This is a genomic window from Haladaptatus sp. QDMS2 (genome assembly GCF_029338295.1).
Classification (GTDB): Archaea; Halobacteriota; Halobacteria; order Halobacteriales; family Halococcaceae; genus QDMS2.
Genome location: NZ_CP119791.1, coordinates 1,483,629 through 1,509,534, shown reverse-complemented (window position 1 = coordinate 1,509,534; position 25,906 = coordinate 1,483,629). Strand labels below are relative to the sequence as shown.

Annotated in this window: 27 protein-coding genes; 11 read left to right on the top strand and 16 right to left on the bottom strand. The window is 62.0% G+C overall.

All coding sequences use genetic code 11. The annotated features are described in order from the left end of the window. Positions 1-19: 19 nt before the first annotated feature. The 3 genes from P1M51_RS08215 to P1M51_RS08205 all read right to left on the bottom strand — a co-directional run bounded on the left by P1M51_RS08215 (position 20) and on the right by P1M51_RS08205 (position 3,804). Positions 20-373, bottom strand: coding sequence for a DoxX family protein (locus tag P1M51_RS08215; protein WP_276247721.1), 354 nt, complete (start codon positions 371-373; stop codon positions 20-22). 161 nt (positions 374-534) lie between these two features. Next, positions 535-2,037, bottom strand: a complete 1,503-nt coding sequence (locus P1M51_RS08210; protein WP_276247720.1) for a Na+/H+ antiporter NhaC family protein — start codon at positions 2,035-2,037, stop codon at positions 535-537. Positions 2,038-2,187: 150 nt separating this feature from the next. Then, positions 2,188-3,804, bottom strand: a complete 1,617-nt coding sequence (locus P1M51_RS08205) for a long-chain fatty acid--CoA ligase (RefSeq protein WP_276247719.1) — start codon at positions 3,802-3,804, stop codon at positions 2,188-2,190. Positions 3,805-3,975: 171 nt separating this feature from the next. On the opposite strand from P1M51_RS08205, the gene P1M51_RS08200 reads away from it, so the two are divergent. Then, positions 3,976-5,853: a zinc-binding dehydrogenase gene (locus tag P1M51_RS08200; protein WP_276247718.1), complete on the top strand. Its 1,878-nt coding sequence runs from the start codon at positions 3,976-3,978 to the stop codon at positions 5,851-5,853. Positions 5,854-5,979: 126 nt separating this feature from the next. Beyond that, a complete protein-coding gene (locus P1M51_RS08195; protein WP_276247717.1) occupies positions 5,980-6,231 on the top strand; it encodes a translation initiation factor eIF-1A in 252 nt (83 codons plus the stop codon). 114 nt (positions 6,232-6,345) lie between these two features. Here the strand turns inward: P1M51_RS08195 and aceB are convergent, their stop codons facing one another. From aceB to P1M51_RS08165, 6 genes are all read right to left on the bottom strand, one after another. Beyond that, complete coding sequence (aceB, locus tag P1M51_RS08190) at positions 6,346-7,647, bottom strand: malate synthase AceB (protein WP_276247716.1); 1,302 nt, start codon at positions 7,645-7,647, stop codon at positions 6,346-6,348. Positions 7,648-7,732: 85 nt separating this feature from the next. After that, positions 7,733-8,746: an isocitrate lyase gene (aceA, locus tag P1M51_RS08185; RefSeq protein WP_276247715.1), complete on the bottom strand. Its 1,014-nt coding sequence runs from the start codon at positions 8,744-8,746 to the stop codon at positions 7,733-7,735. Between the two features lie 4 nt (positions 8,747-8,750). Beyond that, entirely contained in the window at positions 8,751-8,900 is a 150-nt protein-coding gene (locus P1M51_RS08180; protein ID WP_276247714.1) for a hypothetical protein, read from the bottom strand. A 257-nt stretch (positions 8,901-9,157) separates the two neighbouring features. After that, a complete protein-coding gene (locus P1M51_RS08175; RefSeq protein WP_276247713.1) occupies positions 9,158-10,084 on the bottom strand; it encodes a hypothetical protein in 927 nt (308 codons plus the stop codon). A 42-nt stretch (positions 10,085-10,126) separates the two neighbouring features. Continuing rightward, positions 10,127-11,440: a hypothetical protein gene (locus P1M51_RS08170; RefSeq protein WP_276247712.1), complete on the bottom strand. Its 1,314-nt coding sequence runs from the start codon at positions 11,438-11,440 to the stop codon at positions 10,127-10,129. An 81-nt stretch (positions 11,441-11,521) separates the two neighbouring features. Continuing rightward, positions 11,522-12,352: an MBL fold metallo-hydrolase gene (locus P1M51_RS08165; protein WP_276247711.1), complete on the bottom strand. Its 831-nt coding sequence runs from the start codon at positions 12,350-12,352 to the stop codon at positions 11,522-11,524. Positions 12,353-12,450: 98 nt separating this feature from the next. Between P1M51_RS08165 and P1M51_RS08160 the strand changes: the two genes are divergently transcribed. After that, positions 12,451-14,094: a rhomboid family intramembrane serine protease gene (locus tag P1M51_RS08160; protein ID WP_276247710.1), complete on the top strand. Its 1,644-nt coding sequence runs from the start codon at positions 12,451-12,453 to the stop codon at positions 14,092-14,094. Here the strand turns inward: P1M51_RS08160 and P1M51_RS08155 are convergent, their stop codons facing one another. Both P1M51_RS08155 and P1M51_RS08150 read right to left on the bottom strand, forming a co-directional pair. Then, complete coding sequence (locus tag P1M51_RS08155; protein ID WP_276247709.1) at positions 14,095-14,715, bottom strand: METTL5 family protein; 621 nt, start codon at positions 14,713-14,715, stop codon at positions 14,095-14,097. Next, positions 14,715-15,104, bottom strand: a complete 390-nt coding sequence (locus P1M51_RS08150; RefSeq protein WP_276247708.1) for a hypothetical protein — start codon at positions 15,102-15,104, stop codon at positions 14,715-14,717. Before P1M51_RS08150 ends, P1M51_RS08155 begins: the two co-directional genes overlap by 1 nt. Positions 15,105-15,269: 165 nt before the next feature. On the opposite strand from P1M51_RS08150, the gene P1M51_RS08145 reads away from it, so the two are divergent. After that, a complete protein-coding gene (locus tag P1M51_RS08145) occupies positions 15,270-15,527 on the top strand; it encodes a hypothetical protein (RefSeq protein WP_276247707.1) in 258 nt (85 codons plus the stop codon). Position 15,528: 1 nt separating this feature from the next. Here P1M51_RS08145 and P1M51_RS08140 read toward each other — a convergent pair whose 3' ends face one another. Together P1M51_RS08140 and dph2 are read right to left on the bottom strand one after the other, a co-directional pair. After that, the gene (locus tag P1M51_RS08140) at positions 15,529-16,023 is read right to left on the bottom strand and encodes a hypothetical protein (RefSeq protein ID WP_276247706.1); all 495 of its coding nucleotides are present in this window, start codon (positions 16,021-16,023) and stop codon (positions 15,529-15,531) included. Positions 16,024-16,070: 47 nt separating this feature from the next. Next, entirely contained in the window at positions 16,071-17,108 is a 1,038-nt protein-coding gene (dph2, locus tag P1M51_RS08135; protein ID WP_276247705.1) for a diphthamide biosynthesis enzyme Dph2, read from the bottom strand. Between the two features lie 227 nt (positions 17,109-17,335). Here dph2 and P1M51_RS08130 point away from each other — a divergent pair, with 227 nt between their 5' ends. Together P1M51_RS08130 and P1M51_RS08125 are read left to right on the top strand one after the other, a co-directional pair. Continuing rightward, positions 17,336-17,806 (top strand): hypothetical protein, encoded by a 471-nt coding sequence (locus tag P1M51_RS08130; protein ID WP_276247704.1) that lies wholly within the window; start codon positions 17,336-17,338, stop codon positions 17,804-17,806. A 287-nt stretch (positions 17,807-18,093) separates the two neighbouring features. Next, positions 18,094-19,383 carry a hypothetical protein gene (locus P1M51_RS08125; protein ID WP_276274346.1) on the top strand — a complete coding sequence of 430 codons (1,290 nt, stop codon included), beginning with the start codon at positions 18,094-18,096 and terminating at the stop codon, positions 19,381-19,383. Positions 19,384-19,410: 27 nt separating this feature from the next. On the opposite strand, the gene P1M51_RS08120 is transcribed toward P1M51_RS08125, so the two are convergent. Further along, positions 19,411-20,757: a hypothetical protein gene (locus tag P1M51_RS08120; RefSeq protein ID WP_276247702.1), complete on the bottom strand. Its 1,347-nt coding sequence runs from the start codon at positions 20,755-20,757 to the stop codon at positions 19,411-19,413. A 110-nt stretch (positions 20,758-20,867) separates the two neighbouring features. Here P1M51_RS08120 and P1M51_RS08115 point away from each other — a divergent pair, with 110 nt between their 5' ends. The 4 genes from P1M51_RS08115 (at position 20,868) to P1M51_RS08100 (ending at position 23,614) form a co-directional block, all read left to right on the top strand. Further along, positions 20,868-21,482 carry a LysE family translocator gene (locus P1M51_RS08115; protein WP_276247701.1) on the top strand — a complete coding sequence of 205 codons (615 nt, stop codon included), beginning with the start codon at positions 20,868-20,870 and terminating at the stop codon, positions 21,480-21,482. Positions 21,483-21,524: 42 nt separating this feature from the next. Next, positions 21,525-22,799: a glycosyltransferase family 2 protein gene (locus P1M51_RS08110; protein WP_276247700.1), complete on the top strand. Its 1,275-nt coding sequence runs from the start codon at positions 21,525-21,527 to the stop codon at positions 22,797-22,799. 47 nt (positions 22,800-22,846) lie between these two features. Beyond that, a complete protein-coding gene (locus P1M51_RS08105) occupies positions 22,847-23,221 on the top strand; it encodes a YlbF family regulator (protein WP_276247699.1) in 375 nt (124 codons plus the stop codon). Between the two features lie 108 nt (positions 23,222-23,329). Next, complete coding sequence (locus P1M51_RS08100; RefSeq protein ID WP_276247698.1) at positions 23,330-23,614, top strand: DNA-directed RNA polymerase subunit L; 285 nt, start codon at positions 23,330-23,332, stop codon at positions 23,612-23,614. Between the two features lie 12 nt (positions 23,615-23,626). On the opposite strand, the gene hisF is transcribed toward P1M51_RS08100, so the two are convergent. After that, positions 23,627-24,439: an imidazole glycerol phosphate synthase subunit HisF gene (hisF, locus tag P1M51_RS08095; protein ID WP_276247697.1), complete on the bottom strand. Its 813-nt coding sequence runs from the start codon at positions 24,437-24,439 to the stop codon at positions 23,627-23,629. Positions 24,440-24,539: 100 nt separating this feature from the next. Between hisF and P1M51_RS08090 the strand changes: the two genes are divergently transcribed. After that, the gene (locus tag P1M51_RS08090) at positions 24,540-24,719 is read left to right on the top strand and encodes a hypothetical protein (protein ID WP_276247696.1); all 180 of its coding nucleotides are present in this window, start codon (positions 24,540-24,542) and stop codon (positions 24,717-24,719) included. Between the two features lies 1 nt (position 24,720). On the opposite strand, the gene P1M51_RS08085 is transcribed toward P1M51_RS08090, so the two are convergent. Then, a complete protein-coding gene (locus tag P1M51_RS08085) occupies positions 24,721-25,869 on the bottom strand; it encodes an FAD-binding oxidoreductase (RefSeq protein WP_276247695.1) in 1,149 nt (382 codons plus the stop codon). Positions 25,870-25,906: the final 37 nt, after the last annotated feature.

Sequence of the window (25,906 nt, the reverse complement as noted above, 5' to 3'; positions counted from 1 at the left end):
CCGCTGTCTGTCTTTTTCGCTATCGTCCGCTGCCCGCACGTCTCCGCGAGAGCTTTCTCGACGATGTGCGCCCGGGTAGTTCACCGAGACGGTACAGCGAGTAGGCGCCCGTGCCCATGACGAACAGGACGATGGCACAGAGCAGGACGACGACGTTTTTCCACCCCGGTCCGGCTATCGCCATGGCGATGAGCATCACGGGCAGGAGCGAGATAGCGGCGAGTCGCCCGGCGATACCGAACGCAATCATGACGACGGCGGCGACTTCGACGACGCCGACGACGAGGACGAGTGCTGCCGGGACCGGGAGGCCGAGTGATTCGAAGAATTCAGCACTCCCACCGAAGTCGAGAAACTTCGAGACCGCAGGCATCGTCAATACCCCCACCAGGATAGCTCGCACCGGAAGCGGTGCCAGTTCGGTGAAACGAGTTCGCATAGAATTACCTGCGAACTAATGTAAATTCATTATATTGTTGCTAAGAAACGTTTAGGAGCAGGCCTAAGGTTTGCTTAGGGACCCCACAAGACCGTTCAATCGTCGCCAATCGAGGAAATCGCGCCCTTGATGCCAGCGGTCGTGTCAGCAGACTTTTTCGTGATACGCCACCCGGTTAGCCCCATTGTGACGAGGATGAGTGGCGAGAGGAAGCCAAGGAAGTAGTACGGGCCGTACCCCTGGAGGCCCCACGACCCTGCGAACGGCGCGACGCCGAACACGCCGGTCATGTAGATTGCGCCTGCGTTCCACGGGATGAGGGCGCTGGTCGTCGTTCCGGCCGCTTCGATACCCCGCGAGAGGTTGCGACTCTCGAGGTCGAAATCGTCGTAGAGCCCCCGCAGACTCATTCCCGGGACGACGATGCTCATGTACTGCTCTGCGGCGAGGATGTTCATCCCGAGCGCGGAGGCAGCGGTCCCGATAGTGAGGCCCGCAACAGACGTGATTGCTTTACTCAGGTGGTGGGTCAGCACGGCGATGATGCCCGTGCGTTCGAGAATCCCACCGAGCGAGAGGGCGGCGACGACGATGATGATGGTCCACGCCGAGTCGCCCACTGCGCCGCCCGAGGAGAGCAAGCCGTTTACGAGTTCGGAGCCAGTTTCGGGGGACGTGCCGTACATCGGCACTTCCCAGGCGGCGATGAAGTTGTCTACGGTGAGCGCTCCCTGCAAGAAGAACTGCGTGAACACGCCCGCGAAAATTCCCGCACCGAGGGCCGGAAGCGCCGGGAACCCGGAGAGGGCGAGGCCGAAGGTGATGAGCAGTGGCAAGAAGACGAGTGGGGTTAGATTGTACGTCCCGGCGATGGCCGACTGGATTCCGCCGACGCTCTCTGCGGGAATCGAGCCCGCGGCGTTGAGACCGATGTAGGCGTAGAGGACGAGCGAAATTGCCATCGCGATGGAGGTGCCGACGCGCATGGTCCGAACGTGGGTCATGAGGTCGGTGTTCGTCACCGCGGCGGCGAGGTTCGTGGTGTCGGAGAGTGGTGAAATCTTGTCACCCGTGTACGCGCCCGTGAGGACCGCGCCGGCGGTCATCTGCTCGGGGACGCCGAGGCCCGCACCGATGCCGATGAACGCGACGCCGAGCGTCCCGGCAGTGGTCCACGAAGACCCGATTGCGAACGCAACGACAGCGGCGAGCAGCGCGGTCGCGGGCAGGAAAATCTGCGGGTTCAGGATGTCCAGCCCGTAGTAGATGAGCGCGGGAATTGTTCCCGAGCCAGTCCACGTCGCGATGAGCAGGTAGATGATGAAAATTATGAGTATCGCTTGCATTCCCATGCGCAGTCCGTCGACGATTCCCTCGTACATCCGGTCCCACGAGATGCCGATCCAGTACCGGCCCACGAGGCCGGTGAGCACGATGCCCCACAGGAGTGGCATGTGCGCGTCGAGGCCCAGGCCGATGGCCCCGATACTCAGGAACGCGAGCATCCCGACGACGGGCACAAGCGCCTGGACGAGCGTTGGTCGCTCGTCGTCGGGGATCTCGTCGTACGACAGCGGTTCGAATGACAGTGTTGCCATCTCTGATTCCGCTTATTCCCAAGGTGCATATTAACGTATCCATCGTATGCACCTTAGGTATCGAGTGACGCGGGAGTCGATGCCTCTCGCGGGTATTGGTGCCATATTTTGCCCGAGTGAACGGTTTTGAAAACAGTCGTGTTCGCCAGACTAGCGGTCCGGCGTCTGCTCCAGCGTGGCCGCTTCGAATTGGTTTCGCAGTCGCTTCTTGTCGAACTTTCCAGTTGCGGTTTTTGGTACCTCGTCTACGAACAGAATCGTGTCGGGAAGCCACCAGCTCGGATAGGACTGTGCGAGGAACTCCCTGACCTCATCTGCCGTCAGGTCGCTCCCCGGCCGGAGGCTGAGCGTCGCCACCGGGCGTTCCTGCCACTTCTCGTGCGGGATGGCGAAGACGGCAGCCTCCGAAACCCCGTCGTGTTCCATCAGGCGGTTTTCGAGCTCGATGCTCGAGATGTACTCCCCGCCGCTCTTGATGATGTCCTTGTCCCGGTCTACGAGTTCGATGTAGCCGTGTTCGTCCACGGTGACGATGTCACCGGTTTTGAGCCAGTCACCCTCGAAACTCTCCGCCGTCGCGTCGGGCCGGTTGTAGTACTCGCTCACGACGGTCGGCCCGCGAATCCAGAGTTCGCCGAACGTCTCGCCGTCCCACGGCACTTCCTCGCCCGTCGTGTCCACGACGGTCATGTCGAGACTCGGCGTGAGGATACCCTGTTTCGCACGTTTCTCGAACTGGTCTGCTTTCGGCCAGTCGGCCATGTAGGACTTCGGGCGCGAGACGGTCGAGATACTCATCGTTTCGGTCATCCCCCACGCCTGGTCGATGGTGACGCCGTATTCCTCTTCGTACCGGCGCATGACGCCTTCGGGGACGGCACTCCCGCCGGCGACGATGCGTTCGAGCGAGGAGATGTCTGCGTCGTGTTCGTCCAGATATTCGAGCATGGAAATCCATACCGTCGGGACACCTCCGGTGAGCGTGACGCCCTCCTCTTCGATGAGCATGGCGAGCGTTTCGATGCTTGGCGACGGCCCCGGGAACACCTGTTTCGCGCCCGCCACCGTCGCAGCGTAGGGCAGTCCCCACGCGTTGACGTGGTACATCGGGACGGTGTGTAACACCACGTCGGACTCGCCGACGCCCATGCTCGCGGGCGACATGAGCATCATCCCGTGGGCATACAGCATCGACTGGGTGTACTCGACGCCCTTCGGCTTGCCTGTCGTGCCCGACGTATAGCACATACTCCCCGGCCGTTCGGGGTCGAGGTCCGGCCACTCGACGGTCGCCTCTTCTAGGACGAGGTCGTCGAAGGCCGTTACCGGAAGCGCGGTGGCCGGGACGGTGCTGTCCATCACGACGACGTGTTCGACCGATTCGAGGTCGTCCCAGACCCGTTCGACCGTCTCGAACGGCTCGCCGGGGTCCACGAGCAGGATGGTGTCTGCGGCGTCGTTTACGATGTAGGAAACGTGTTCGTCCGGCAGGACGGCGTTGATGGTGTGGAGTTGCCCGCCCGCGAGCGGGACGGCGAAGTAGGCTTCGTAGTGACGGTGATGGTTGTACCCGATGGTTCCGACGCGAGTCCCCTCGAGCGAATCCAGTTTTGTGAGGCCAGCAGCAAGCCCGGCCACCCGGTCTGCGAAGTCCTCGTACGTGTATCGAACGTCTCCGTCCGGTGGACAGGAGACGACCGTTTTCTCGGGAAACAGGCGCGTCGCCCGCGAAAAGAAAGACTGGAGCGTCATGTTCGATGATGGCATACGATACTGACTCACACTTGGCCTATCGTAGCATATAACACGTTGGGTTGCGGCCAATTCTTGTCAGGTATTAATATCTGAAAATTCGCACCATATGACATGGATGATTAACAGTTGTATATGATTTTAGACAAGGTACGTTTATCAACCTCCTCAAGAAAGGTGTGAGCCATGGGAACGATTGAACCACCAGTGCTCGCCGACGAAGATGTGACCCAGGAACTCATCGACGCTGGCGACCTGCTGCCGGTCGGAACACCGTTCTACCCCGGTGAGACCGACATCCCCGCCTATCAGCTTGCATGGGGCATCATCGGCGACGAAGACGGTGAGCCGATTCACGGCGAACCGCTCAACGACGACGCCGAAAAGGAGATCATCGTCCCCGTCGAGGAACCCGGGCCGATGGAGGCACTCGTCTATCTGCTCACCTCCGAGGTCAACTTCAACGACTCGTGGGCCATCGCGGGCGACCCCGTCTCTACGTTCAAGGGTCACGACACGCCGTGGCACATCACCGGGTCGGGCGGTCTCGGGTACGTCGCCGCCGTGGGCGACGCACTCGAAGAACAGGGTCGTATCGAAGTCGGCGACATGGTGAACGTCTACGCCGGGCAGTTCGACCCAATCGACCCGAAGGCGTCGAAGGACCCGATGTTCTCCTCCTACGAGATTCAGGGCTATCAGACGCCCGATGGCTCACACCAGCAGTTCATGCTCGCACAGGGCACGCAACTGTTCAAGCCCCCACAGAACCTGAACCTCACCGAAGCCGGGTCGTACATCCTCACGATGGGGACCATCTACCGCGCCCTGTTCACCACCCTCGACGTGAAGCCGAACTCCAACCTCTTCGTCGAAGGCGCGTCCACGGGGACGGGCCGCGACGCCGTCGTCATGGCCGCGAGCCAGGGTCTCGACGTGACCGGCATGGTTTCGAGCGAGGAACGTGCCGAACGTGCCCGCGAAGCCGGGGCCACCGCGACGGTCAACCGCAAGGACGCGGCCATCGTGGACGCAATGACCGACGTGCCCCACGACCCGGACGAGTGGGCTGAATGGGAAGCAGCGGGCGAACCACTGCTCTCTGCGTTCCGCGACCAGAACGACGGCGAACTCGCAGACTACGCCGTCTCTCACGCGGGTAAACTCGCCTTCTCGCGCTCGTACCAACTACTCGGCGAGGGCGGCCGACTCACCTTCTACGGCGCATCGACGGGCCACGAACTCTCGTTCCTCGGGAAGGGCGGATCCAGCGACCCCGAAACGATGTTCTCCCGGGCCGAACTCCGTCCCGGACAGTCCGTGCTCGTTTGGTATGGCACGCCCGACGACGTCTCTGGAACGAGCGACGAGATGGCGGAAACCGCAATCGAATCCGCCCTCGGCAGTCGCGCCCGCGTCGCCGTCATCACCGAGACTGACGAGCAGGCCGAGTACGTCGAAGACGAATACGACGTTGCAGGTGTGCTTAGCCTCGAGACGCTCGCCGACGAGAACGATTCGTTCGAGTACATGGATTCATTCCCCGACATCGACGACCCGAGCAACCTCGGGGCCTACATGGGGAAGATGTTCAAGCCACTGGGCATCGCGCTCGGCGGCATCCTGAAGACGCCGAACAACCCACGCGGGAACCCAGACGTCGTCTTCGAGCGCGCAGGGCAAAACACGCTCGCCGTCTCCACGATGCTCTGTTTCCCATTCCAGGGTAAGGTCGTGTTCGCGGAGGAGATGGCCGGCAGTCGATACTCGTTCTACGCGCCCCAGGTCTGGATGCGCCAGCGGCGCATCTACATGCCGACGACCGAAATCTTCGGCACCCACATGAAGAACCCGTGGGAGGTCGCCGAGATGAACGAGGCCATCGAACTCGGCGCCTTTGGCGTCCCGAACACGCATCTGACGGCGTGGGACGACGCACAGAAAGCCCATCAGGACATGTGGGACAACACCCACGAGGAAGGCTCCTACGTCATCAACCACGCACTGCCCGAGGATGGCCTTGAGGACGAGGAAGCGCTCCACGCCGCCTGGGACGAGCAGTAAGGTACCGCGAAATTCGGCCAATTCTTTTTGCGTGTGACACGCTGGCAGCTATCTCCAATGAGTTATCCGTCGTGACCACATAGTAGGCCCGTGAGCGAAGAAGACGGTGGGCGGAGGAACCTCCGCATGCCAAACAGTGACGAGATGTTCGCGGTCGTCACCGAGATGCTCGGTGGCAACCACGTCCGTCTCCAGTGTCAGGACGGAGAGGAGCGACTCGGTCGTATTCCCGGTCGAATGAAGTACCGAACGTGGATTAACGAGGACGACGTCGTCCTCATCGAACCGTGGTCGTGGCAAGACGAGAAGGCCAACATCGAGTGGCGCTACACCAAGCAGGACGCAGCCCAGCTGCGCCGCGAAGGCCACATCCAGTAACACCCCGCCCGACGCGAACGCGGACCGGGTCGTGTGATGGTTCTTTTGAAACTTCGACGACGAGCTACGGCGCTGTCACCAGCGCGATGCGAAAAACAGGGTGAGTGGGTGTGCTCAGTTCCCGACGTCCATCGCGCGCTCGACGACGTCTTTGCTGTAGAGTTCTGCGAGGTCTTCGTGCTGGTCGGACCGATTTTTGTACACGTCCTGGAACAGGGTAATCGGCGTCATCGCCGCCTGATAGGTTGCCTCGTCCCACATGCGGTCTTTGCTGATGTCGACTTCAACACCGTCGATGACGATGGTCGCAGATTGCGTAATCGCAATTGCGCCCCGTCCGGCGTCTTTGGCGGCTTCGAACTCCTCCATGGAGTCCACGATGTCGTCCATGCTCGGGACGTAGACGGTCAAGTCGAGCAGTTCTTCGCGCAGTTCGTCTTCGGAGAGGTCCAGTTCGTCGCCGCTGTGGCGGAGGTGGTAGCCCTCGTCCGTCGTCGAAAGCGAGATGCGGTCACCGCTGTACGTCCAGCGGTCGCCGTCTCGTTCGAGTTCGAACTGCCGGTCGCCGAGTTCGATGTGCCAGCTTCCGTTTTCGGGCGGCAGCGGCCCCTTGTTCGCCTCGATGACCTGACCGGGCGTGAGCGACCAGATGCCGAGCATCCCTTTCGCCTGGTTCTCGGTCATGCGCTCGCGGTAGCCCTCGACGTCGCGGATATTGTCGTAGGGGCCGTCCACGGCGATGAGGCCGGCGGCGCTCGCCCCGCGAGAGGTGTTGTGGCGCAGTTCTGGCCACGGCGGCAGCGCACCCGTCGGGGTGATGGCACGCATGTCCTTCGTGTAGTCGACTTCGCCGTCGACCAGCATGAACAGGCGTTCTAAGTTGTTCGTGGGCTTGCCCATCTCTTCTCTGAGTGTGCCCATGGCCAGTTCTGCCTGTCCGCTCTCGATGATGACGGACATCTTGAGGCTCCCCTCTTCGAGGCCGTGTTCGGTTTCGACGATGGTGAAGAACTCGTCTGCCTTCTTCCAGTCGTCGATGTCACCGACCTCGGGGATGACGAAGCCGTCGATGTTCTCGATGGCTCCGTTTTCCGGGTCGGCGATTTCGAGCATGTGTTTCAATCCCTGATACCGGGTCGCGGGGCTGTCGCGGTGCCAGACGACGCGGGGGTGAATCTCGCCGGGGAAGTCTGCGCCTTCCTCTGCGACGACTTCGACGATGTTCCGTGCACCCTGGTCGCGCATGGAGGGTGCGGTGGCGTCCTCGTTGTCGGGGACCCAGACGTCGGGGGCTTTCATGCCGCGGAGTTTGATGGCGCTTCGAAGCATCTTCGCGGAGTCTTCCTCGCCTTCGACGGCCGTCGGCGTGGTGAAGAACGTCCGAACGAATTTCCGTGCGTGTTTGCGTTCTGCCATGTGTGTGTGGTATGGTGTGTCGTTTGTTAAAATACTATGTCGAGAGTCCGACTAAAAAACGAAGCCCACGGGTGTCCGAAGGCGGTTAGTCGTCGCTCTCGGCGAAGCCTTCAGAGGACTCGATGCGCTCGCGGGCCAGTGGGTCGAACTGCTTTTCGATGTTCTGGTACCGCGGGACGTTCGAGAGTTCGTGGTGGCTCTCGGTCGGGTGACCGATGTACTTCTTCTCTAAGTCGAACTGGGCCTGCTCGTCGTTTTCGGCGAGGTTCTTCATGTCCTCGTAGGCGGCGTGCGCGCCTGAGTGCAGGGCGAACAGGGTGATGAAGATGTACTTGTAGCCGAGGTCGCCGAGTTCCTGGAAGGTGAGTGGGTCTTCCTGCTCGGACCACTTGAACGACGACGAGTAGTTGAACGCGAGCTTGAGGTCCGGGTGGGTCTCGTGGATGGTCTCTGCGTACTTGACGGCGTCTTCACGGGACGGGTCGGGCATCTCCGGCCAGACGATGTCGACGCCAGCGTCGGCGTAGATGCGACCGCGCTCTAAGTGTTCTTCCCAGTCGCCATTCGCAGAGCCGTAGGCGTCGGTGCGGGCGATGATGATAGTGTCTTCTGACTGCTTTGCGTCCACGGCGGCCTCGAAGCGAGCGCGCGCCTCGTCGCGGGAGACGATTTGCTTGCCAGCGATGTGGCCACAGCGCTTTGGCGACACCTGGTCTTCGATGTGGACGGCGGCGACGCCGGCCTTCTCGTACTCGCGGACGGCACGACGGACGTTGTGGATGCCACCGTAGCCGGTGTCACAGTCGGCGATAACCGGGAGGTTCGTCGCCTCCACAATGCGCTTTGCGTTCTCGACCATCTCGGTCATGGTAACCATCTCGAGGTCAGGGAAGCCAAACTGGCCGAGGACAGTCGAGTAGCCGGACATGTAGGCGGCGTCGTGGCCAGCCATCTCGGCGAGACGGGCGTCTAAGGCGTGGTAGAGGCCGGGGGCGAACACGAAGTCCTGCTTGTTCAGCTTCTCTCGAAGCAGTCGGGCCTTCGGGTTGTCGATGTTTTTGATGTCGAAATTCGTGTCGGTGATGTAGTCTTCTAGCATTGGATTAGTCCTGGAGTTGTGTTTCGAGTCGTTCTAACTGCGCACGGAGTGCTTTCAGTTCCTCGTACAGTTCGGTCGGCGTGGGTTCGCTGTCGGCGTCTTCCGCCGTCACGTGTGGCACGAGTGGTGCTGTCAAGTCGTCGTGGTCGGGCATGCGCGTGGACAGGGTGGTTTCGCGGGATGGTCGTCGCGCTGTGCGGACCAGTGGTGTGCCGCTCCGTGTACAGTCATGATGTGTCACTACACCACAGCGAACTACGAGTCAATAAAAAAACTTTATGATTTATAATGTTAATATTCTATAATCGCATTGGAATCATTAGACTCCTCCAATCAATATAAGTGACAAACCGTGACAGACTACCGAGTGTCACTGCTCGTCGGCTATCGATTACGGAAAAACTGCCGCCTTCAGACCGAAAGCTCGGTGTCCAGTTTCGGCGCTTCGAACAGCGCCTTCGCCTTTCGCGCTGCCTCGGTCGTCGCTTCCTTGTGATTTTCGAGTAACACCGTTTCGCTCGGGAACAGCTGTTCGCCGAGTTGGAGGCCGTATTCGCGGGCGGTCGAACCGGTCACCGTGAGGTAGACGCCGAGCCCGACATCCGCGATTGCCGCTTCTTCCTCCTCGCTCTCGTTGGGGTAGCAAAACGTGACGTCCTCGATTGCCTCGGTTCCGAGAATCGCCTCCACGAGTCGCTCGTACCGCGGCGAGATGCAAAGCGGTCCCTCGTGGGCCTCGACGAACTCGTGGCCAAGTGGCACGTCGGGGATCGCCTCGCGCATCTCGGGATGGACGAGCAGCGTGTGATACACGGTATCACCAAGTCCCGTGACGACGCGAACGTCGGTATCGCGGGGACTGATTCGCGCGTTCAGGTCGGCGATGCTCACGAGCGGTTCCTCGCGCAGTTCGACGACCTCCTCTAAGACGAGGTCTGCGCTGTCGAAGCCGAGGGCGAACTCGTGTTTTCTGAGCGCCCGAAACGGTTCCTCGCGGCCGACGAGCTGGACTTCCACGTCGCCGACGGGGACGGTGACGCTGTCGAAGACGATGCGCCGTGGCATCGCCTCGCGGTCGTCGCGTAGCAGCGTGAACTCAGGTGCCTCGTCGGCTGCGAGGTCGCTGTAGGACGCCAGTCGCTCGTAGACGGTTTCGTCGGTGGACTGGTTTCCCTTCGTGATGGCTTTCTCGTAACGCAGCGTAGAGATGACGTGGTCTGCAACGTCGTCGAACGGTGCGGTTTCGTCGAGTTCTCGGGTACGGGCAGCGAGCCGTTCTAAGACGGCTTCCAGGGGACGGCCCTTGCGCGGCACGGCGACCGGAATCGTCTCGGTCATTGTACGCACGCAAGGGACTGGCTCTAAAACCGGTTGCGGTTGTTACTCGCCGTTCCCACTCCCGAACACACCGGCGAGTTGGTTGCGCCACTCTTTGATTTCGGCGACCGTCTCCGCGAGCGCCGCCTGCTCTGCTCTGAGCGAATCCAGCCGTTCCTCGTGGGTTTCGGCCAGTTCGGCGACCTGTTCTTCCTGTTGGGCGACCACGTCGTCTATCGTGGCGTCGAGACGGCTCACGTCGTCTTCGAGTTCGTCTACGTCACCGCGAACGTCGAGGACGTCTTCTTCCACGGTGGCGAGGTCGCCGCGAATCGTCGCCGTATCCTCGTCTAAGTCGTCGATATTGTCGCGCAGTTCGAGGGAGTCGTCTTCGAGCGTCGAGATGGCGCGCTCGTTCGATTCGATGTCGAGATTTAGGTCTCGCAGGTCGTCGTTGACGTTCGCGAACTCGTTTTTCAGGTCGTCTAAAAGCTGGCGACCCGGCCCGTTCTCGTCGATGAACTCCTCGAGTGCCGACGTGTAGGCGACGAGGTCGGCCACCTGCGACTGGAGGTGGTTGATTCGCACGTCTTTGCTGTCGTCGCGCTCCGCGATGTCCAGTTCCTCGCGCAGGACATCGAGGTCGTCACCCGAAACGCGACCCTGTCGAATTTCGGTTGCGAGTGCGGCGGCGACGCTTCCTGGCATGACCGACGGGCCGCTTCGGTCAGACTCGGACGGACGCGCAGCGGGCGTGGCCTCGCCGTCGATTGGGTCGTCTGCGGCGGCCGGTTCGGGGGCCGTGGCCGGGTCAGCCGGTTCTTCGAGGTCGATGGGTTCGGGCTCATCCTCCTCTCCTTCTTCTGTTTCCGCTCCGACCTCCGGTTCCGGCACGTCGATGGGTTCCTGGTCTGTGTCTTCCGACTCCGCCCCCGGAACCGTCTCCGACGTACCCGCGAGCACCTCACGGACGACTTTGCTCTTGTCCTCGCCGACGACTTCCTCGACGTCGGCTTCGCTGTCTACGACGACGAGTTCCGGTTCCGCGAGAAAGGCTTCGATGCCGTCACCCTCCACCTCGCGGATTCCGTAGACGGTGGTGTAGGATTCGCCTGCACCGAGGGTTCGTTCGAAGACGATGTGGTCGTCTGCGACCGTCCAGTAATCGGCCCCGAAATCCGGATGGAATCCGAGGTCGTCTTTCGACACCGTCTCGGGCGGATAGTCGATTACGCGAACCAGTACGTCGTCGTCTCGGTCGGACTCGACGACGAATTCGATGGCCGGAACCGGAAACTTCTCCGCCTGATAGGCTTTCGTTATCGTGACGTCTCCGAGCGAGACGGCGACCCCGTCGGATGCAGGCGCGTCGTTCATGCAGAGAAATCCTCCGCCAGCACACATAAAACTACCCGGGATATTCAGTTAAAAATATAGGTACTCATCTCACGAAACCGCTCAGAGGGAGACGCAGTCGCCGATTTCGACGAGTTCGAGTCGTTTCGGATACTCGAAACTCCGGATGTGTGGGTGAAGCGTCGTCGGGTCTGCGGTCAGCCCTTTCCACATGTCCCAGTGGCTCGGCAGTAGGCGGTCTAGCTGCAGTGCGCGGGCCGCCTCGACGATCTCGTTCTCGTCCGAATACCACTTCTTGTGCGTCGGCTTGCGAGTCTGTTTGTCGGGAATCATCCCGTCGGACCCGAACGCGAGCACGCCGAGGTCGATGTCGTACTGCTCGCCGACGCGCTCGAATTTCTCGTCGGGTTTCGAGTCGCCGCCGTGGAAGAACGTTCCAGCGTCGTGGGAGATGACGTAGGAGACGGGGTGTGTCGAATCGGGGTCGTGGGCCACCTCGACGGTGATGTCGAACTCGCCGACGGTGACGGTATCACCCTCGGCAACTTCGTGGAACTGACTCTCCGAGACGTCCCACTCGTCGGTCCAGCCCTCCTCTTGAGCCACCGCGAGGCTGTCGTCGGGAGCGTACATCGTCGCCCCCGTGTTCGCGAGGATGGGGGCCTGGCTCTCGCCGTGGACGTGGTCCGTGTGTTCGTGGGTGCAGAGCAGCGCGTCCGCCTCTTGTACGTCCTCAGGGTCGAACGGAACCGGAACCATCCGAGTCGTCCGGCCCGGGTCGCCCGTCCCGAGATACGGGTCGATGAAGATGGTCGTTCCCTCGTTGCCTTTCAGGATGAAGCCATTGCAGCCGAGGTACCAGATGTCCACACCCTCGGGGTCCGCCGCCGCGACCTCGTTCGGGAGCCAGTCGCCCCAGTCTGAGTGAATCATGTGCCACACTGTGCCCACCACCGGCCTAAACGTGTCGTCTCTCCGCCCACGCCGTGTGACGCCAGAACAAAGAGGTCGCAGGTTCTCAGAGACGGGTAATGGTCTCCGTTCCCTCTGGACTTCCCCTCTGGCAACTCGCGATTGCCCTTGCGGTTCTCGTCTCGTTCGTTGCGGTCTGGCTCCTCGACCGTCCGAACGGTCGGTGGGGTGCAACGCTGCGTAAACGATTCGTCCTCGGCGTACCGTGGGGAACGCTCCTCGTCATCCTCGGCGTCCTCGCGGTCTATCTGTTCGTCCAGCGCGGCATCGACGACTGGTACAACCCCCTCGTCATTCCCTTCCGGGCGTGGTCTTACCTCTATCCACTCGGCCTCGTCGCCGCGCCGTTTTCTCACGCGAATTCGGGCCACCTGATGGGGAACCTCATCGGGACGCTCGCACTCGCACCCCTCGCCGAATACGCGTGGAGTCACTACCCCACCAAACGCGGCACGCAGACGTTCACCTCGCTTCGAACGAACCCCTTCGCCCGCATTCTCGCGTTCGTCGTCGCCGTCACCGTCGTCGGCATCTTCACCGGCCTGTTCGCGCTCGGTCCGGTCATCGGCTTCTCAGGCGTCGTCTTCGCCTTCGCGGGGTTCGCACTCGTCCGCTACCCGCTCTCTACCATCATCGCGCTCTCGGTGAGCAGCGTCTTCAGCCTAATCTATAACGCGCTCAGAATGCCCGTCTTGGAAGCGCAGGCCGGACCGAGTTTTCAGTCGCCATGGTGGGCTTCTATCGCGATTCAGGGCCACGCCCTCGGACTGTTCGCCGGCGTCGTCCTCGGGGTGTTGCTCCTCCGTCGGCGGTCCGTCCGCCCGAATGCCCTTCGGCTCTGGCTCGGTGCGCTCCTCTTTTCGGTCGGGCAGGGCCTCTGGGCGGTCTACTGGTTCCGCGGCTCTGAGACGTTCGTCCTCTACCGGGCGCTCGGGACGGCGCTGGTGTTCGCCCTCGCGGTTCTCATCGCCGCCGGGGTGACCGCTTCTGACCGCCCGCTCGTCGGGAACATCGACCTCTCCCGGTGGGAGACCGCCGCAGGCCTCCTCGTCCTCGGCCTACTGCTCATCAGCGTGCCGACGGTTCCGGTCAACTTCACCACCGTGGACGACGCGACGGCTCCGGGAATGAACCCCGTAGACGTACGCGACTACTCCATCTCGTACGCTGAGGACGTACCCAATCAGATGGTGTCGGCAGTCAACATCAGCGCGTTCAACGAGACGACGCGAGTGAACACCTCAGGGGTCATCGTCATCAGCGAGGAGAGACACATCTGGACGACGGCGGTGACCAGTGGGCGATTGGCGTTCTCCGGGCAGGAAACCGTCCGGGTGGGCGGGGTCGGCTGGCAGGAGACGGTCACCGTGACCAGAGACGGCTGGACGGTCGCCGGTAACTCCGCTGTGTACAAGATTCACCTCCAGCGCGGCGGTGCCGACAAGGTGCTCGCGTTCACCTCTGACGAGTCGCGAGCGGACCTCACGGTATCCAATCGGAACATCACGTTCACCCCCTCGCGGACGGGCTACGACGTCATCGTAACCCGTGGAAACGATACGCTCGAACGGGCGTTACTTCCCGCCCCGAACGAGTCGGTCGCGGTTGGCGGCCTGGATTTCCGCCGGACCGACGACAAAATCTACGTGAGCGACAACGGGACGCGCATCCAGGTGGCGGCCCGCGAGACGTACAACCGCTAATTACCACTCGATGCGGAACACTTCGGTGTCGAGCGTCTTCGACGCCTCCGTGTGGAAGTCAAACTGTTTTGGCACGTCAAACGCCGCCTGAAAGGCGTGGGTGACCTCCCCGCCGTGGTCTTCAGCGAACGATTCGACGAACTGCTTGCTGCCGGCGTTGTGGACGGAGTATGAGACGGTTGCAATCTTCGCCGCCGTTTCGAGGAACGCGCGGTCTGCGTGGACGTTGTCGTCCTGTGCGCCAAACGGCGGGTTCATCACAACGGTTGTCTCCTCGTCGGGGCACAGCGGGAGGCGCGTCGCGTCGGCGTTCACCCACGCGATGTCCGTTCGGGTGCCCACTCGGTTCTGGTTCGCCCGCGCCGTGCGCAGCGGTTTGGGGTCTACGTCCACGCCGACGACGCGAGTCGGCCCGCGGAGTGCGGCGGCGAGCGCGAGCATCCCCGTACCGGTGCCCAAATCGACCACGAGACGGTCCTCTACGTCGCCCTGAAGGTCTGCAACGTGAATGAGGTGGGCTGCGAGGTCGGGGGGTGTGCGGTACTGTTCGAGGCTCGTTTTCGGCCGTTCGAACCCGGCGACGACCGCCAGTTGCTGTTCGAGGGCGCGTTTCGTTCCCATCAGAGGCTGGTTTGGCCTGTCACCTCAAGGGTGATTCCCTCTCGGTCCGCCCGCTCGCGGCAGGCGGCGAGTGCGGGACGGACCTTCTCCGGGTTGGCGACCGACTCAATCGTGAGCGTGACCGTCGTCGCGCCGAGGAAGTCCGCCACGCGCACGTACTCGCGGACGCGGTCGACTTCGCGCTGGGTGGCGAGCGAGCAGTCCTCGTCGAACGACGCGGACAGGCGGATGCGAGACGGTGAAAAGTTTTGCTCGCGGAGGGCGCGTCGGAACGTACGCAAGTAGTCGGAACTGGTCGATTCGAGTTCGGTCGCGTCGATCGTGACCGAAACGGCGTCGTCTGGTTTGCAACAATCGAGTGCTCGGCTGACGTCTGGAGTGGCGCTCATTACAAGTCCATTCCTCATAGACATACTAATAGTTTTGTGTATGCACAGTAGTTATTCCCGTGCGAGTTGGACTCACTGTCGGTGCCGCGTCTTCTCAGCTACGCTGAACGTATCGGTGTCTGACCGATACGCGTGGCTTTACCGGCCGCTCTCGTACCTTCTCTGATGGACGACACTGTCAAGCTGAACCACCTCGACGCGCTCCTCGACGAACTGTCCTACCCGATTTCACGGGCCACAGCCGTCGAACGCTGCGGAGACGTAACGCTCCAACTCGCGGACGGCGAGGAGAACCTCGGCGAACTCCTCACGCACTCGAACGACGAGCGGTTCGAGTCGCGCGACGACTTGCGAAACGAGATTCTCGGCCTCTTGCCCCAGCAGGCCGTGGGCGAACCCTACCAGTCGGAGGGCGAGGGGTAACTCACGGCGTCGAAACCTCCCTCACGACGCCGAGGACGTCCCAGTCGTTGTCCCCGATCTCGTAGCGTCTGACCGTAACCGGTGCCCATCCCGTCTCGTCGAAGGCCGTCCGAACCTCGAAGCGAACCGCCGAATCGTCACGAGGTCGCAGTTCGAGTCGGAGTCGCTCTGACGGGACGAACTCGATTGGACCGGCCGTCCCCGCGATAACTGTTCCGTCGACCAGCGTCAGCCGGACCCCAGCACCGAGTTCGAGACCTCCGAGGCGCTCTGCCTGCCGTGAAACTCCCTGTCTGGAGATTCGCTCTTCGTCTATCTCCTGCTTGAAAAAGTCTGCCTCCGTGACTGGCGTCAGGCCATCGGCTTCGAGCCTGCGGTTTTCCTGGACGACGCGCATGCTCAACAGGCGTTGAATCTCGCGCAATCGGAATCCAATGGTGCGCAGTTCGACGTCCGTTTCCGTCCGGTGCAGCCTCGCTGTTTCCCCACTTCCCATACGTAAAAATACGAGGTTTGGGCGGATAAATCCCGCCTTCCGGGCGACTACCAGGTGCCGTGGAAGGTGTCGAATTCGAGTTCGTCGAGCGGTTTTTCGCCGATGGCAATCTCGTACTCGCCGGGCGTGAGCATCGGCTTGTTGAACCGGGGCCCGTCGTCGGTCGTGATACGCGGACAGCCCGTGTTCACGTAGGCGTCGAAGCCGAAGTTGAGCAGGCGGTCTGGGGTGACCTCGTCCATCGTGATGAGGTAGGCGTTCTCATTATTTTCAAGGATTTCCTGGGCGATTTCCCAGCGACCCTGCCCGATTTTGGTACAGAAGATGACGCCCCACGTCTCCGCGTCCATTGCCTTGTGGACGGAGGCATAGCGCTGTTTGAGGAACTTCTCGGTGTCCGCGATGGTGACGACCATGTTGACGGGGTCTGCGATGACCACCTTCTTGTCGGGGTGTTCCATGGCGAGGCCGAGCGGATGGAACTTGCCGCCGCCGACGTAGAGGACCTGGTCTGCGTCGATATCTGCCGAAGCGTAGTTGCAGCCGAGGACCTGCCCCTCGTGAGTGAGGCGGTCGTCGCCGCGCCGGGTGTGGACGGTGAAGCCCTCGTCTTCTAAGAAATCGCGCATCTCGTCGAAGCGGTTCATGTGCTGGGCGGTGGTGACGAGGCCGACGTCGTCGCCGTCGAGTTCGGCGAGCGCCTCCTCCATGATGGGCGTGACTTCGACGTTGGAGAACAGGGGGACGTAGATAATCTTGTCAGATTCCTTCATCGGCGAGTGACCGAAGTGGACGAACACGTCGGTGCGGCGCATGAGGAAGGTATCTAAGTCGCACGCGCCATAACACGGCTGGCCGGAAATCATCACGGTCACGTCGTCGGGCAGAAGCTGGCGGAGATCGTCTGCGACGGCCGGGCCACGGCGTTTGAGCCCTTCTGGGAACTGGAGCCCGACTTTCTTCGCGTCGCGTTCTTCGACCGCCTCAATGATGCGTTCGAGCTCGTAGTCCCACTCCCGGTCGTGTTTGAGACTGAGTCCCGTGTTTCGGAGGTCGCCCTCTGAGTACTCCGATTCGTTGGTCATTGCGGATTCGTAGCGGCTACTGACGTTTAACAGCGGCGTTTCCCCGTCTGACCGTGTGTGAGAGCCCCAGACGCGGGTTAGGCGCGCCCTTCAGAATCGCAGGCCGGACCCAAATTCGTCGGCCTGTCTATAACAAAGGGTAACGACCACTGACTCTCCTCAATAGATGACTCTCCACACGACGAGTACGTCCTGCTGATTGATGAACGCCACCGGGTGATGGACCGATGACACAGCGGGGCCTCTCGAAATTTGTCGCTGTGTTGCTCGCGCTCGCACTCGTTGCCACGCCCGGCCTCGCGGCGGCTAGCGAGACGGACTCCTCGACCGAGGAGCAGATTCAAGCGGTGACCGAGGTGTTCGAACGTAACCTGGCGAAACTCGACCAAGACTTCGCCGGCCAGCAAGACCGCGATGCAAACGCGTTCGAGGAAAAGCTGGCACGCGAAGCCCGCGCGTTCGAGGACCAGCAGGACCGCGACGCGAACATTTTCGAGCAGAAACTGGACACGCGAGCGGGGAAATTCGAAGCCCAGCAACAGCGTGACGCCCATCGGTTCGAATCCGAACTCGCGAAGGCGGCCCGACAGTTCGAAGCCCAACAGGAGCAAAAAGTGGCTATCTACGAAACGAAGCGCCAGAACCTCATCTCGCAGTACGAGGAAACGATTGCTCGCCTCGAGAATGGGACCGCGTGAGGATCGACGACCTCGATTCCCGACCGCCACGTATCTGAATTCCGCGAAATTCGACGCGTGAGAGTTATCTCAACCGATTTTTCGACGCTCCGTGCAGCGAACCTGTCTACAAATTAATCTCTACTTACCGACTTCAATGCCCGAACGACGACATTCACGCTGCCCATAACAAAGCGACCCGCTGGCAGACTTGTTGTCATGATTGGTGCGTCATCCGAGACGAACGTCCCCACGAACGAGCGACGGGGAGGGACGCTGTGACTGCTCCTCGACATTTGCTACGCCGATTGTTCGTTCTCGTCGTCGTGGCCGCGCTTCTGTTCGCCCCCAGTGTCGCTGTAGCCGCACCGTTCGGCCCGACTGAACAGACGAACGACGTGCAAACGCTCGGCACGTTCGACGACGATGACGACGATGACGACGAGTGGGAACGAGACGATGACGATGACGAAGACGACTATCACTCGTCGGCTCTGAACGCAGGCTCCGCGGACGAAGACGAGAAGGAACGCGAGGAAGCGGAGAAGCAAGCAGAAAAGGAACGCAAAGAGGCAGAGAAGAAACAGAAGGAAGCAGAAAAGAAAGCGGAGAAAGAACGAAATGAGGCCGAAAAACGCGCGGAGAAGGAGCGCAAGGAGGCCGAGAAGGCACGCGAGGAGGCAGCGAAATCCAAGTCGGAGCACGCGGAGTTCCACGAGGAGGCGAGAGAGGACACGAAGAAGTTTGAGGACAAAAAGCGCGATAGGATCGACAAGGCGACCGAGAAGTACGGTGCTGACGCTGAAAAAGTCGCAGACTTGAACGCGAAATGGGACGAGAAAGCCCGTGAATTCGCCGAACGCTGGGCAGAGAAACACGCGCAGTTCCACGAGAAATGGGACGGCGAAGACAAGCGCGGGCCACCCGAAAAGGAACGGCCCGAGAAGAAGCCAGACAATCGCGCTGACCCAGAACCGGCCGAGCCAACCCCACGCGACGAGGGAATCGAGGACGTGGCGGACCCTGACACCGAGGACCGTGCTGACCCGAACCCAGCGCCAGAGCCGGACCCAGAACCAGCCCCCGAGCCAGAACCTGAGCCGAGCGAGCAACCAGACACGAATACGGGTGACGACGGTCAATCTGACGCCGTCGCTGACCCGGACACGGGCGGTAGTGAATCCGACGAGAGTGCCACCGGTGGCTCGGGTGACCAGCAGTCAGGCTCGTCCGGGGAAACGACCGACGGGGAGCAAGCAACTGGCGGTGCTGACAGTGGTGCGACTGGCGGCGGCGACGCCAGTGACAAGAACCCGAACGACGACAAGAAGGGCGGTACGAACGACGATTCGTCCTCGGACATCGACCCGGTGACGTCGGAGCCCGACCTTCCGACTGTGGTGGAGGACGTCGATGGTGGCGACACGACCCCGGCGGTCGACGACGTGTTCAACCAGCCGCCTCCGCCGCACAGCGAACTGTTCGACGACCAGTACGGCTCGTTCGGGATGAACATCGTCAGCCTCGCGACGATGCTCATCCTCATCGGGGCGCTGCTCAGCGTCGGACTCGTGCTCCGCTACATGGTCAAACCCTGAGCGACAGACGGTCCCCAACCTGTCACGCTATTTTCGCGAGAGAAGCGCGAGTCCAGACCCCACAGCCAGCACGCCCCCGAGACCAGCGGCGGGCGATTTCGAGCCGAAGTCAGTGGGGAGTGGCGTCAGTGGTCCGGTCAGGGCTTTCGCCTGGTGGACGACCCACGGAGTCGTGAGTGGCCTGGGGTTTTCGCTCCCGTGGACCTGCTCCCACAGCCACTCGTCCATCGACTGGCCGGCGACGGCCGCCACCGTCCGTTCGAAGACGGCGTAGGTGACGACGCCGTCGTGTTCGTTGAGTCTGCGCATCACGTCGTCGAGCGACCGCTCCCCGTCGGTGGCGGCGCGGATTCGCTCGTCGAGTTTTGCGAGGGTTCGGGTTCCCTTCGTGTAGGGCACGCCCGGTTCGGTCCACGTCTCCGTGTCCGCGAGCACGGTGTCTTCGTGCCCGGGCCTCCTGACGTACTCGTGGACGGTTGTCTCGCTCACGAAGCCGTGCTCGTGCGCCAACTTCGCGCCGTAGTACTCGGCCGACGCTTCGCGCAACCAGACCATCTCCGGAGCCAGCATGAACGATTGGCGCGTGTGGATGTACTCGTGGAGCCAGACGTTGTTGGGGGTGTCGAGGCGTGACTCAGCGTGGACCCAGAGTTCGTTCGCCCCGAGGAACGATTCGCCGCCACCTCGTGCGGGGTCCGGGAGCGCGAAGATGAGCACTTCCTCTGACGGTGAACCGACGTCAAGCATCGATTCGCTCGCTAGAAGTGCATCGAGAATCGTATCAGGTGCCTGGTCCAGCTCGACGCCACGCGGAACGACCAGTTGCACCGTCGTTCCCGACCCGCGCTGCTCGAAGCGGTCGTGAGCCCCGAGGAACGCGTAGCGTTCCCCAACGACGCCGGGACCGTCTGTCGTAATCGTCACGCCCGGGTCGGTCGGGTCCGAGAAGGGTCGACGGGTGGTGAGCTGCCCGTCCTCGTTCCACGACAGTTCGAGGTCGGGAACCGGGCCGAGCATCCAGTCGTCAGCCCGCGTGAATTCAGGGCCAGCGGTCACGCCGTCGGAGTTGGAAATTTCGTATTCGAGGCTGAGTGTCGCGACCGACGACTCGCCGTCCCAGCGGTAGACGCGCCGCTCCCCACGCGTCGTTTCTTCGAGGCCGGAAACCCCGACGACGTCGAACTCGTCACCCGGGTCAACCCAGAGACCCTCTACGGATGCCGGTTCGACCGTGATGTCGTATCGAATGCCGTCGGGTGTTCGAGAAGACGTAGCCGTGAGTGATGGCGACGTTGCAGGGTCCACGGCCACGCCGGCCATCGGCGCGAGCGCTAGTAGAAGCCCTACCAACACCAGCGTCCGCACCCATGCCATTGAGACGGTCATCGACTGTGTTCACTTAACAATTGTGGCAGACTGGACGGGGTTCAAGACCGTTCTGGCCGGCCGAATGTTTTTATCTCAATGCGACTCACCAAGACCCAATGGCAATCGATTCGCTCGACCTCTTCGTGCTCGCGTCGGTCGGGCTCATCCTCGCTCCCGGCCCGGACACCATCTACGTCCTGACGCGAGGCGTGAGCGACGGCCGTCGGGCGGGCGTGCTCTCTGCGGCGGGCATCAGCACGGGTATCCTCGTCCACACTCTCGGAGCCGTTCTGGGGCTCTCAGTGCTGCTCAAGACCTCTGCTACCGCGTTCGCCGCGGTCAAGTACGTCGGGGCGCTCTACCTCGTCTATCTCGGTATCCAGACGTTCCGCGACGACGAGCCGCTCAGCATCGAGAACGAAGAACAGGCGGGCCACAGCTATCTCCAGGGTGTCGCAATCAACGTCCTCAACCCGAAGGTCGCACTGTTCTTCCTCGCCTTCCTCCCGCAGTTCGTCGACTCGGCCGCCGCAACCGGCCAGTTTCTCGCACTCGGTGGCATCTACGCGGTGTTGACGCTCGCGTATCTCACCGGTATCGCGCTGCTCTCGGGGCGCGTGCGAACCCTGCTCGCCGCTCGCCCGTCGATAAATCGCGGGCTCCGGTGGGTGACGAGTAGCATCTTCGTCGCACTCGGACTTCGCCTCGCCGTCGGTGGAAGCCACACCTAAGCCAACGTGAAGGTATATTTTTCTGGCGTCTGTTGAGACAGTATGTCACATTTCGTGCCCATCGTTTTCTTGCTCTTTCTCATGAGCCAGAGTTGCTACTTCGTGGCGAATCTGGCGTTTCTCTGGTTGCGCACGACGCCCAGACGCCGTGTCAAAGAGCGGCCGCCCAACCGCTATCGACAGATACACACGCTCGTTCCGGCCTACCGCGAGCGCCGTGAGGTCCTCGAATCGACCCTCGAACGAATCACAGCCGGCGACTACCCGCTCGACCGAATCACCGTGTACCTCATCTACGAAGACGACGACAAGGTGGTGACTTCCTACGCCGACTCGGTTGCCGACTCGCTGCCGGACCTCGACATTCGCCTCGTGGAGGTTCGCAAAGACGACCCCGTCTGGGAGGAGGTGACTCGGCTCCGGTGGACGGGACTCGCCTTCCCACGCGGCAAGGCCCGGGCGCTCACCTACGCGCTCTACAAACTCGACCTGGACGAAGTTGTCACCGTTCTCGATTCGGATACGGCCATCCCCACAGACCTGTTCTCACTCGGCGTCGTGGGACTGGAGGAGTACGAAATCGTGCAGGCAAAACAGACGGTGGCGAACCGACGGGCGGGGTGGCTCCCGCTGCTTGAAGCGATGGGCATCGCCGCGTGGTCACAGAATATCTACGAGCGCGCTGCGACCTGGCCGTATCAGTTGCTCGGGAAGGGCTATTTCATCGAGGCATCGACCCTCTACGACCTCATCGGCTGGGACCCCTACGAGGCGACGGAAGACCTCGCTCTCGGCATCGACGCCTACGCGAAGGGCTATCGACTCGGCATCATCGACCGCTACGTGGAGGACTTCTGTCCACCCAAATCTCGCGACTGGATTCGACAGAAGCGCCGCTGGGTGTCGGGCCCGTACTCGGTGTTCGTTTCGTCGAAACTCTCGGTCGAAGACCGCATTCGCTTCGCCACGTACGCCCTCATCAACCAGGTGACGGCCGTCGTCAACGTCATCGGCGTGCCGACCGGTTTCTACGCGCTTGCCCACCTCGCGCTCTACGGACCGCTGCCGATTCCAGAACCGTTCGGCGTCATCCTCGCCATCAACCTGTTCACCTGGACGCTCTACTCCGTCGACATGTACCGTGCGGCAGACCGTGCCATCGCCTTCGAAAGCCGTGCGGAGAAATGGCGGTACTTCCTCGTCTCGAACCCCTTCACGCAGGCACTCTATTCGACGCTCTGGGCGATTCCCATCCTGCAAGCGGTCAAACTCCGTCTCCAGCGGCGGGCCGTTGGCTTCACCGTCACGCCAAAATAACCGCCCAGACCGGCACTTTCAAACGTTTCGCTCACTTAGCGCCGTCCATGAGCGTAGAAACCGCACGACTGGAGGACATGGGAACGGAACTCGGCAAGGCAATCGCCGAGTCGCCGGAGTACAAGCGGTTCGAGGAGACCAAAGAAGCCGTCGAGAACTCAGAAGAGGCCCAGCGCCGAGTCCAGGAGTTCGAACAACTCCGCCAGGAGTTCATGCTCGCCCGCCAATCCGGCGAGGCGACCCAGGAAGACCTCCACCAGCTCCAGAACGCACAGGCCGACCTCCACGACCTGCCCGTGATGGACGACTACCTCTCCGCACAGGCCGACCTCGATGCAAAACTCGCAGCCGTAAACGACGCCATCTCCGCCGAACTCGCCGTCGACTTCGGTGAGAAGGCCGGTGGCTGCTGTCAGGACTGATTCTCCCGCTTTTGGGCCGGTTTCAGCGAACCCTGAGCCCCTGCGTCGTCCGGCGTGCGGGCGTGGCCCTTCGAAAGGTACAAACGCCCGGCTTTTGGACATAGGAGTATGGAACTGCGGGTCATCGAGAAGACGGAGAACGAACTCTCCATCGAGATTGCGGGCGAAGACCACACGTTCATGAACGTCCTGAAGGGGGCCCTCCTCGAACTCGAGGACGTCTCTGCGGCGACGTACGACATGAACCCCGAGCAGTCCGGTGGGCAGACGGACCCCATCCTCACCGTGAAAACGGTCGAGGGGGTAGACCCACTCGAAGCACTCGAAGCGGGTGCCGCCCGCGTTCGAGAGAAGGCCTCGGCCTTCCGCGACGCGTTCGAAGCAGCGCAGTGAAAATTCGGTTTCTCAGAGGCGCACTGGGACGTCCCGTTCTGCGAGATACTCCTTGACTTCCCGGATGCTGTACTCGTCGAAGTGGAAGATAGACGCCGCGAGCGCCGCGTCCGCGTTGGCTTCGGTGAACACCTCGTAGGCGTCCTCCGGTCCGCCACAGCCCGACGAGGCGATGACCGGGGTCGAAACCGCATCACACACCGCCGCAGTCAGCGGAATGTCGTAGCCGTCTTTCGTGCCGTCTGCGTCGATGGAGTTCACGAACAGCTCGCCAGCGCCGCGCGATTCTGCCTCTTTCGCCCACTCCACGACGTCCACGCCAGTGCCCTCGCGGCCACCCTTGACGGTACACTCGAACCAGCAGGACTCACCGTCCACTTCGACGTAGTGTTCGCCCTGCTCGTCGAAAACGCGCCGCGAGTCCACGCTGATGACGATACACTGGTTCCCGAAGGCGGCCGCGCCCTCGTTGATAAGTTCGGGGCGTTCGAGCGCCCCAGTCGTAATCGAGACTTTGTCTGCGCCCGCCCGGAGGGTCTCTTTGATGTCGTCTTTCGTTCGGATGCCGCCGCCGACGGTCAGCGGGATGAACACCTCGTCTGCCACCCGGGAGACGGTGTCGAGCATGGTTTCTCGGCCGTCCGAACTCGCGGTGATGTCGAGGAAGACGAACTCGTCTGCGCCCGCTTCGTTGTACGCTTTCGCCATCTCTACGGGGTCGCCGGTATACTTGAGGTCGGTGAAGTTGACCCCCGTGTAGACCGCCGCGTTCCCGTCGTCGTCCAGCGCCACGTCGATACAGGGGATGATCCGCTTCGTGAGCATTCAGTTGGTTTGGGCAAGGGAACCTCGGGGTTAGACTGTTTCGCCTGCGGTAACCACCCGACTCCGACATAGCAAAGTAGGACCGGGCGAATGTGCGGATATGGACGAGCATTCACACGACGACGACCACGACGGTCACGGCGAACACCACGAAGGAGAATCGGTCGGCCGCGTCACCTCGCCGATGCAGGAGTTCACGATGGGACAGGTCACGACGGGGTTCATCGTCACGCTCATCGGCGTCGCCCTCGTCTTCGGCCTCGCGTTCGTGATGGCGTAGGTCAGGCCACGTTCTGTTCGACGTGTCCCTCGCCCCTTTCGAATCGCTCGCTCGACAATCCTGAAACGTCCACGAGCGACGCCTTCCCGTCGAAGACGAGCTCTGTGACTACGTTTCCAACGGCGGGTGAGTGCTGGAAGCCGTGGCCGGAAAAGCCAGCCACCGTCAGGAATCCCGGCATCGACTCCTCGATTATCGGGTGGTGGTCAGGGGTCACCGCGTAGAGGCCCGCCCATCCGCGGACGATGCGCGAATCGAGGCCGAAGTTGGTCGCGCAGTCTCCGGCGTTCTCCACTGCCCGCACCGCCCAGTCCATGTCCAGTTTCTCGCTGAATCGGTCCGGTGAGACGTCCCTATCAGCGTCAGCAAAGTGCCCGCCGACGATGGCCTGTCCCTCGCGCTCCGGGCGAAAGTACGACCCGGTGTCGAGGTCGATGGTGAGCGGGTGGTCATCAGTGAGGGGAGTCTCGGGTTGGACAATCGCAATCTGCCGGCGTCGAGGTGCGATTGGCAGGTCGAGGCCGGCCATCGCGGCCAGGTCGCCGGCCCACGCCCCCGCCGCGTTCACGACCACGTCAGCGGTCAGTTCGCCGTCTGGCGTCTCGACGCCGACCACCACTCCGTCCTCGACGAGTACGTCTGTGACGGGCGTTTTCGTCCGAATCTCGCCGCCGGCCTCGGTCACGGCCTGGGCGAATCCCTGAACTGCCAAATTCGGGTCGGCGAAGCCGTCGGTCGGCGAGTACGTCGCGAGTACGAACTCCTCGGTGCGAAGCCCGGGGCAGTGGACCTCTGCTTCCGTCGGCGAAAGTACTTCGCTCGGAACGCCGCGCTCATTTTGCATGGCGACGTTTTCGCGGAAGGCGTCCGCGGTGTCCGCCTCGCGGGCCAGAAAGAGATAGCCGGATTTGCGATGGGCGATGTCCACGCCGAACTCGGCTTCGAAGGTGTCCCACACGGCCATGCTCGCCACCGAGAGGTCTACGTTTACGGGCGTCGAGAACTGCGCCCGGATTCCGCCAGCAGAGCGTCCTGTCGAACCACCGCCGAGACTTCCCTTTTCGAGGACGGTGACGGCCGCTCCGCGCTCCGTGAGATAGTGTGCACAGGCGAGGCCGACGACGCCGCCACCGACGACTACTGCGTCCATGGTTCGAGTTGACGTGGCGCGTGAAAAGCGTTCGGCT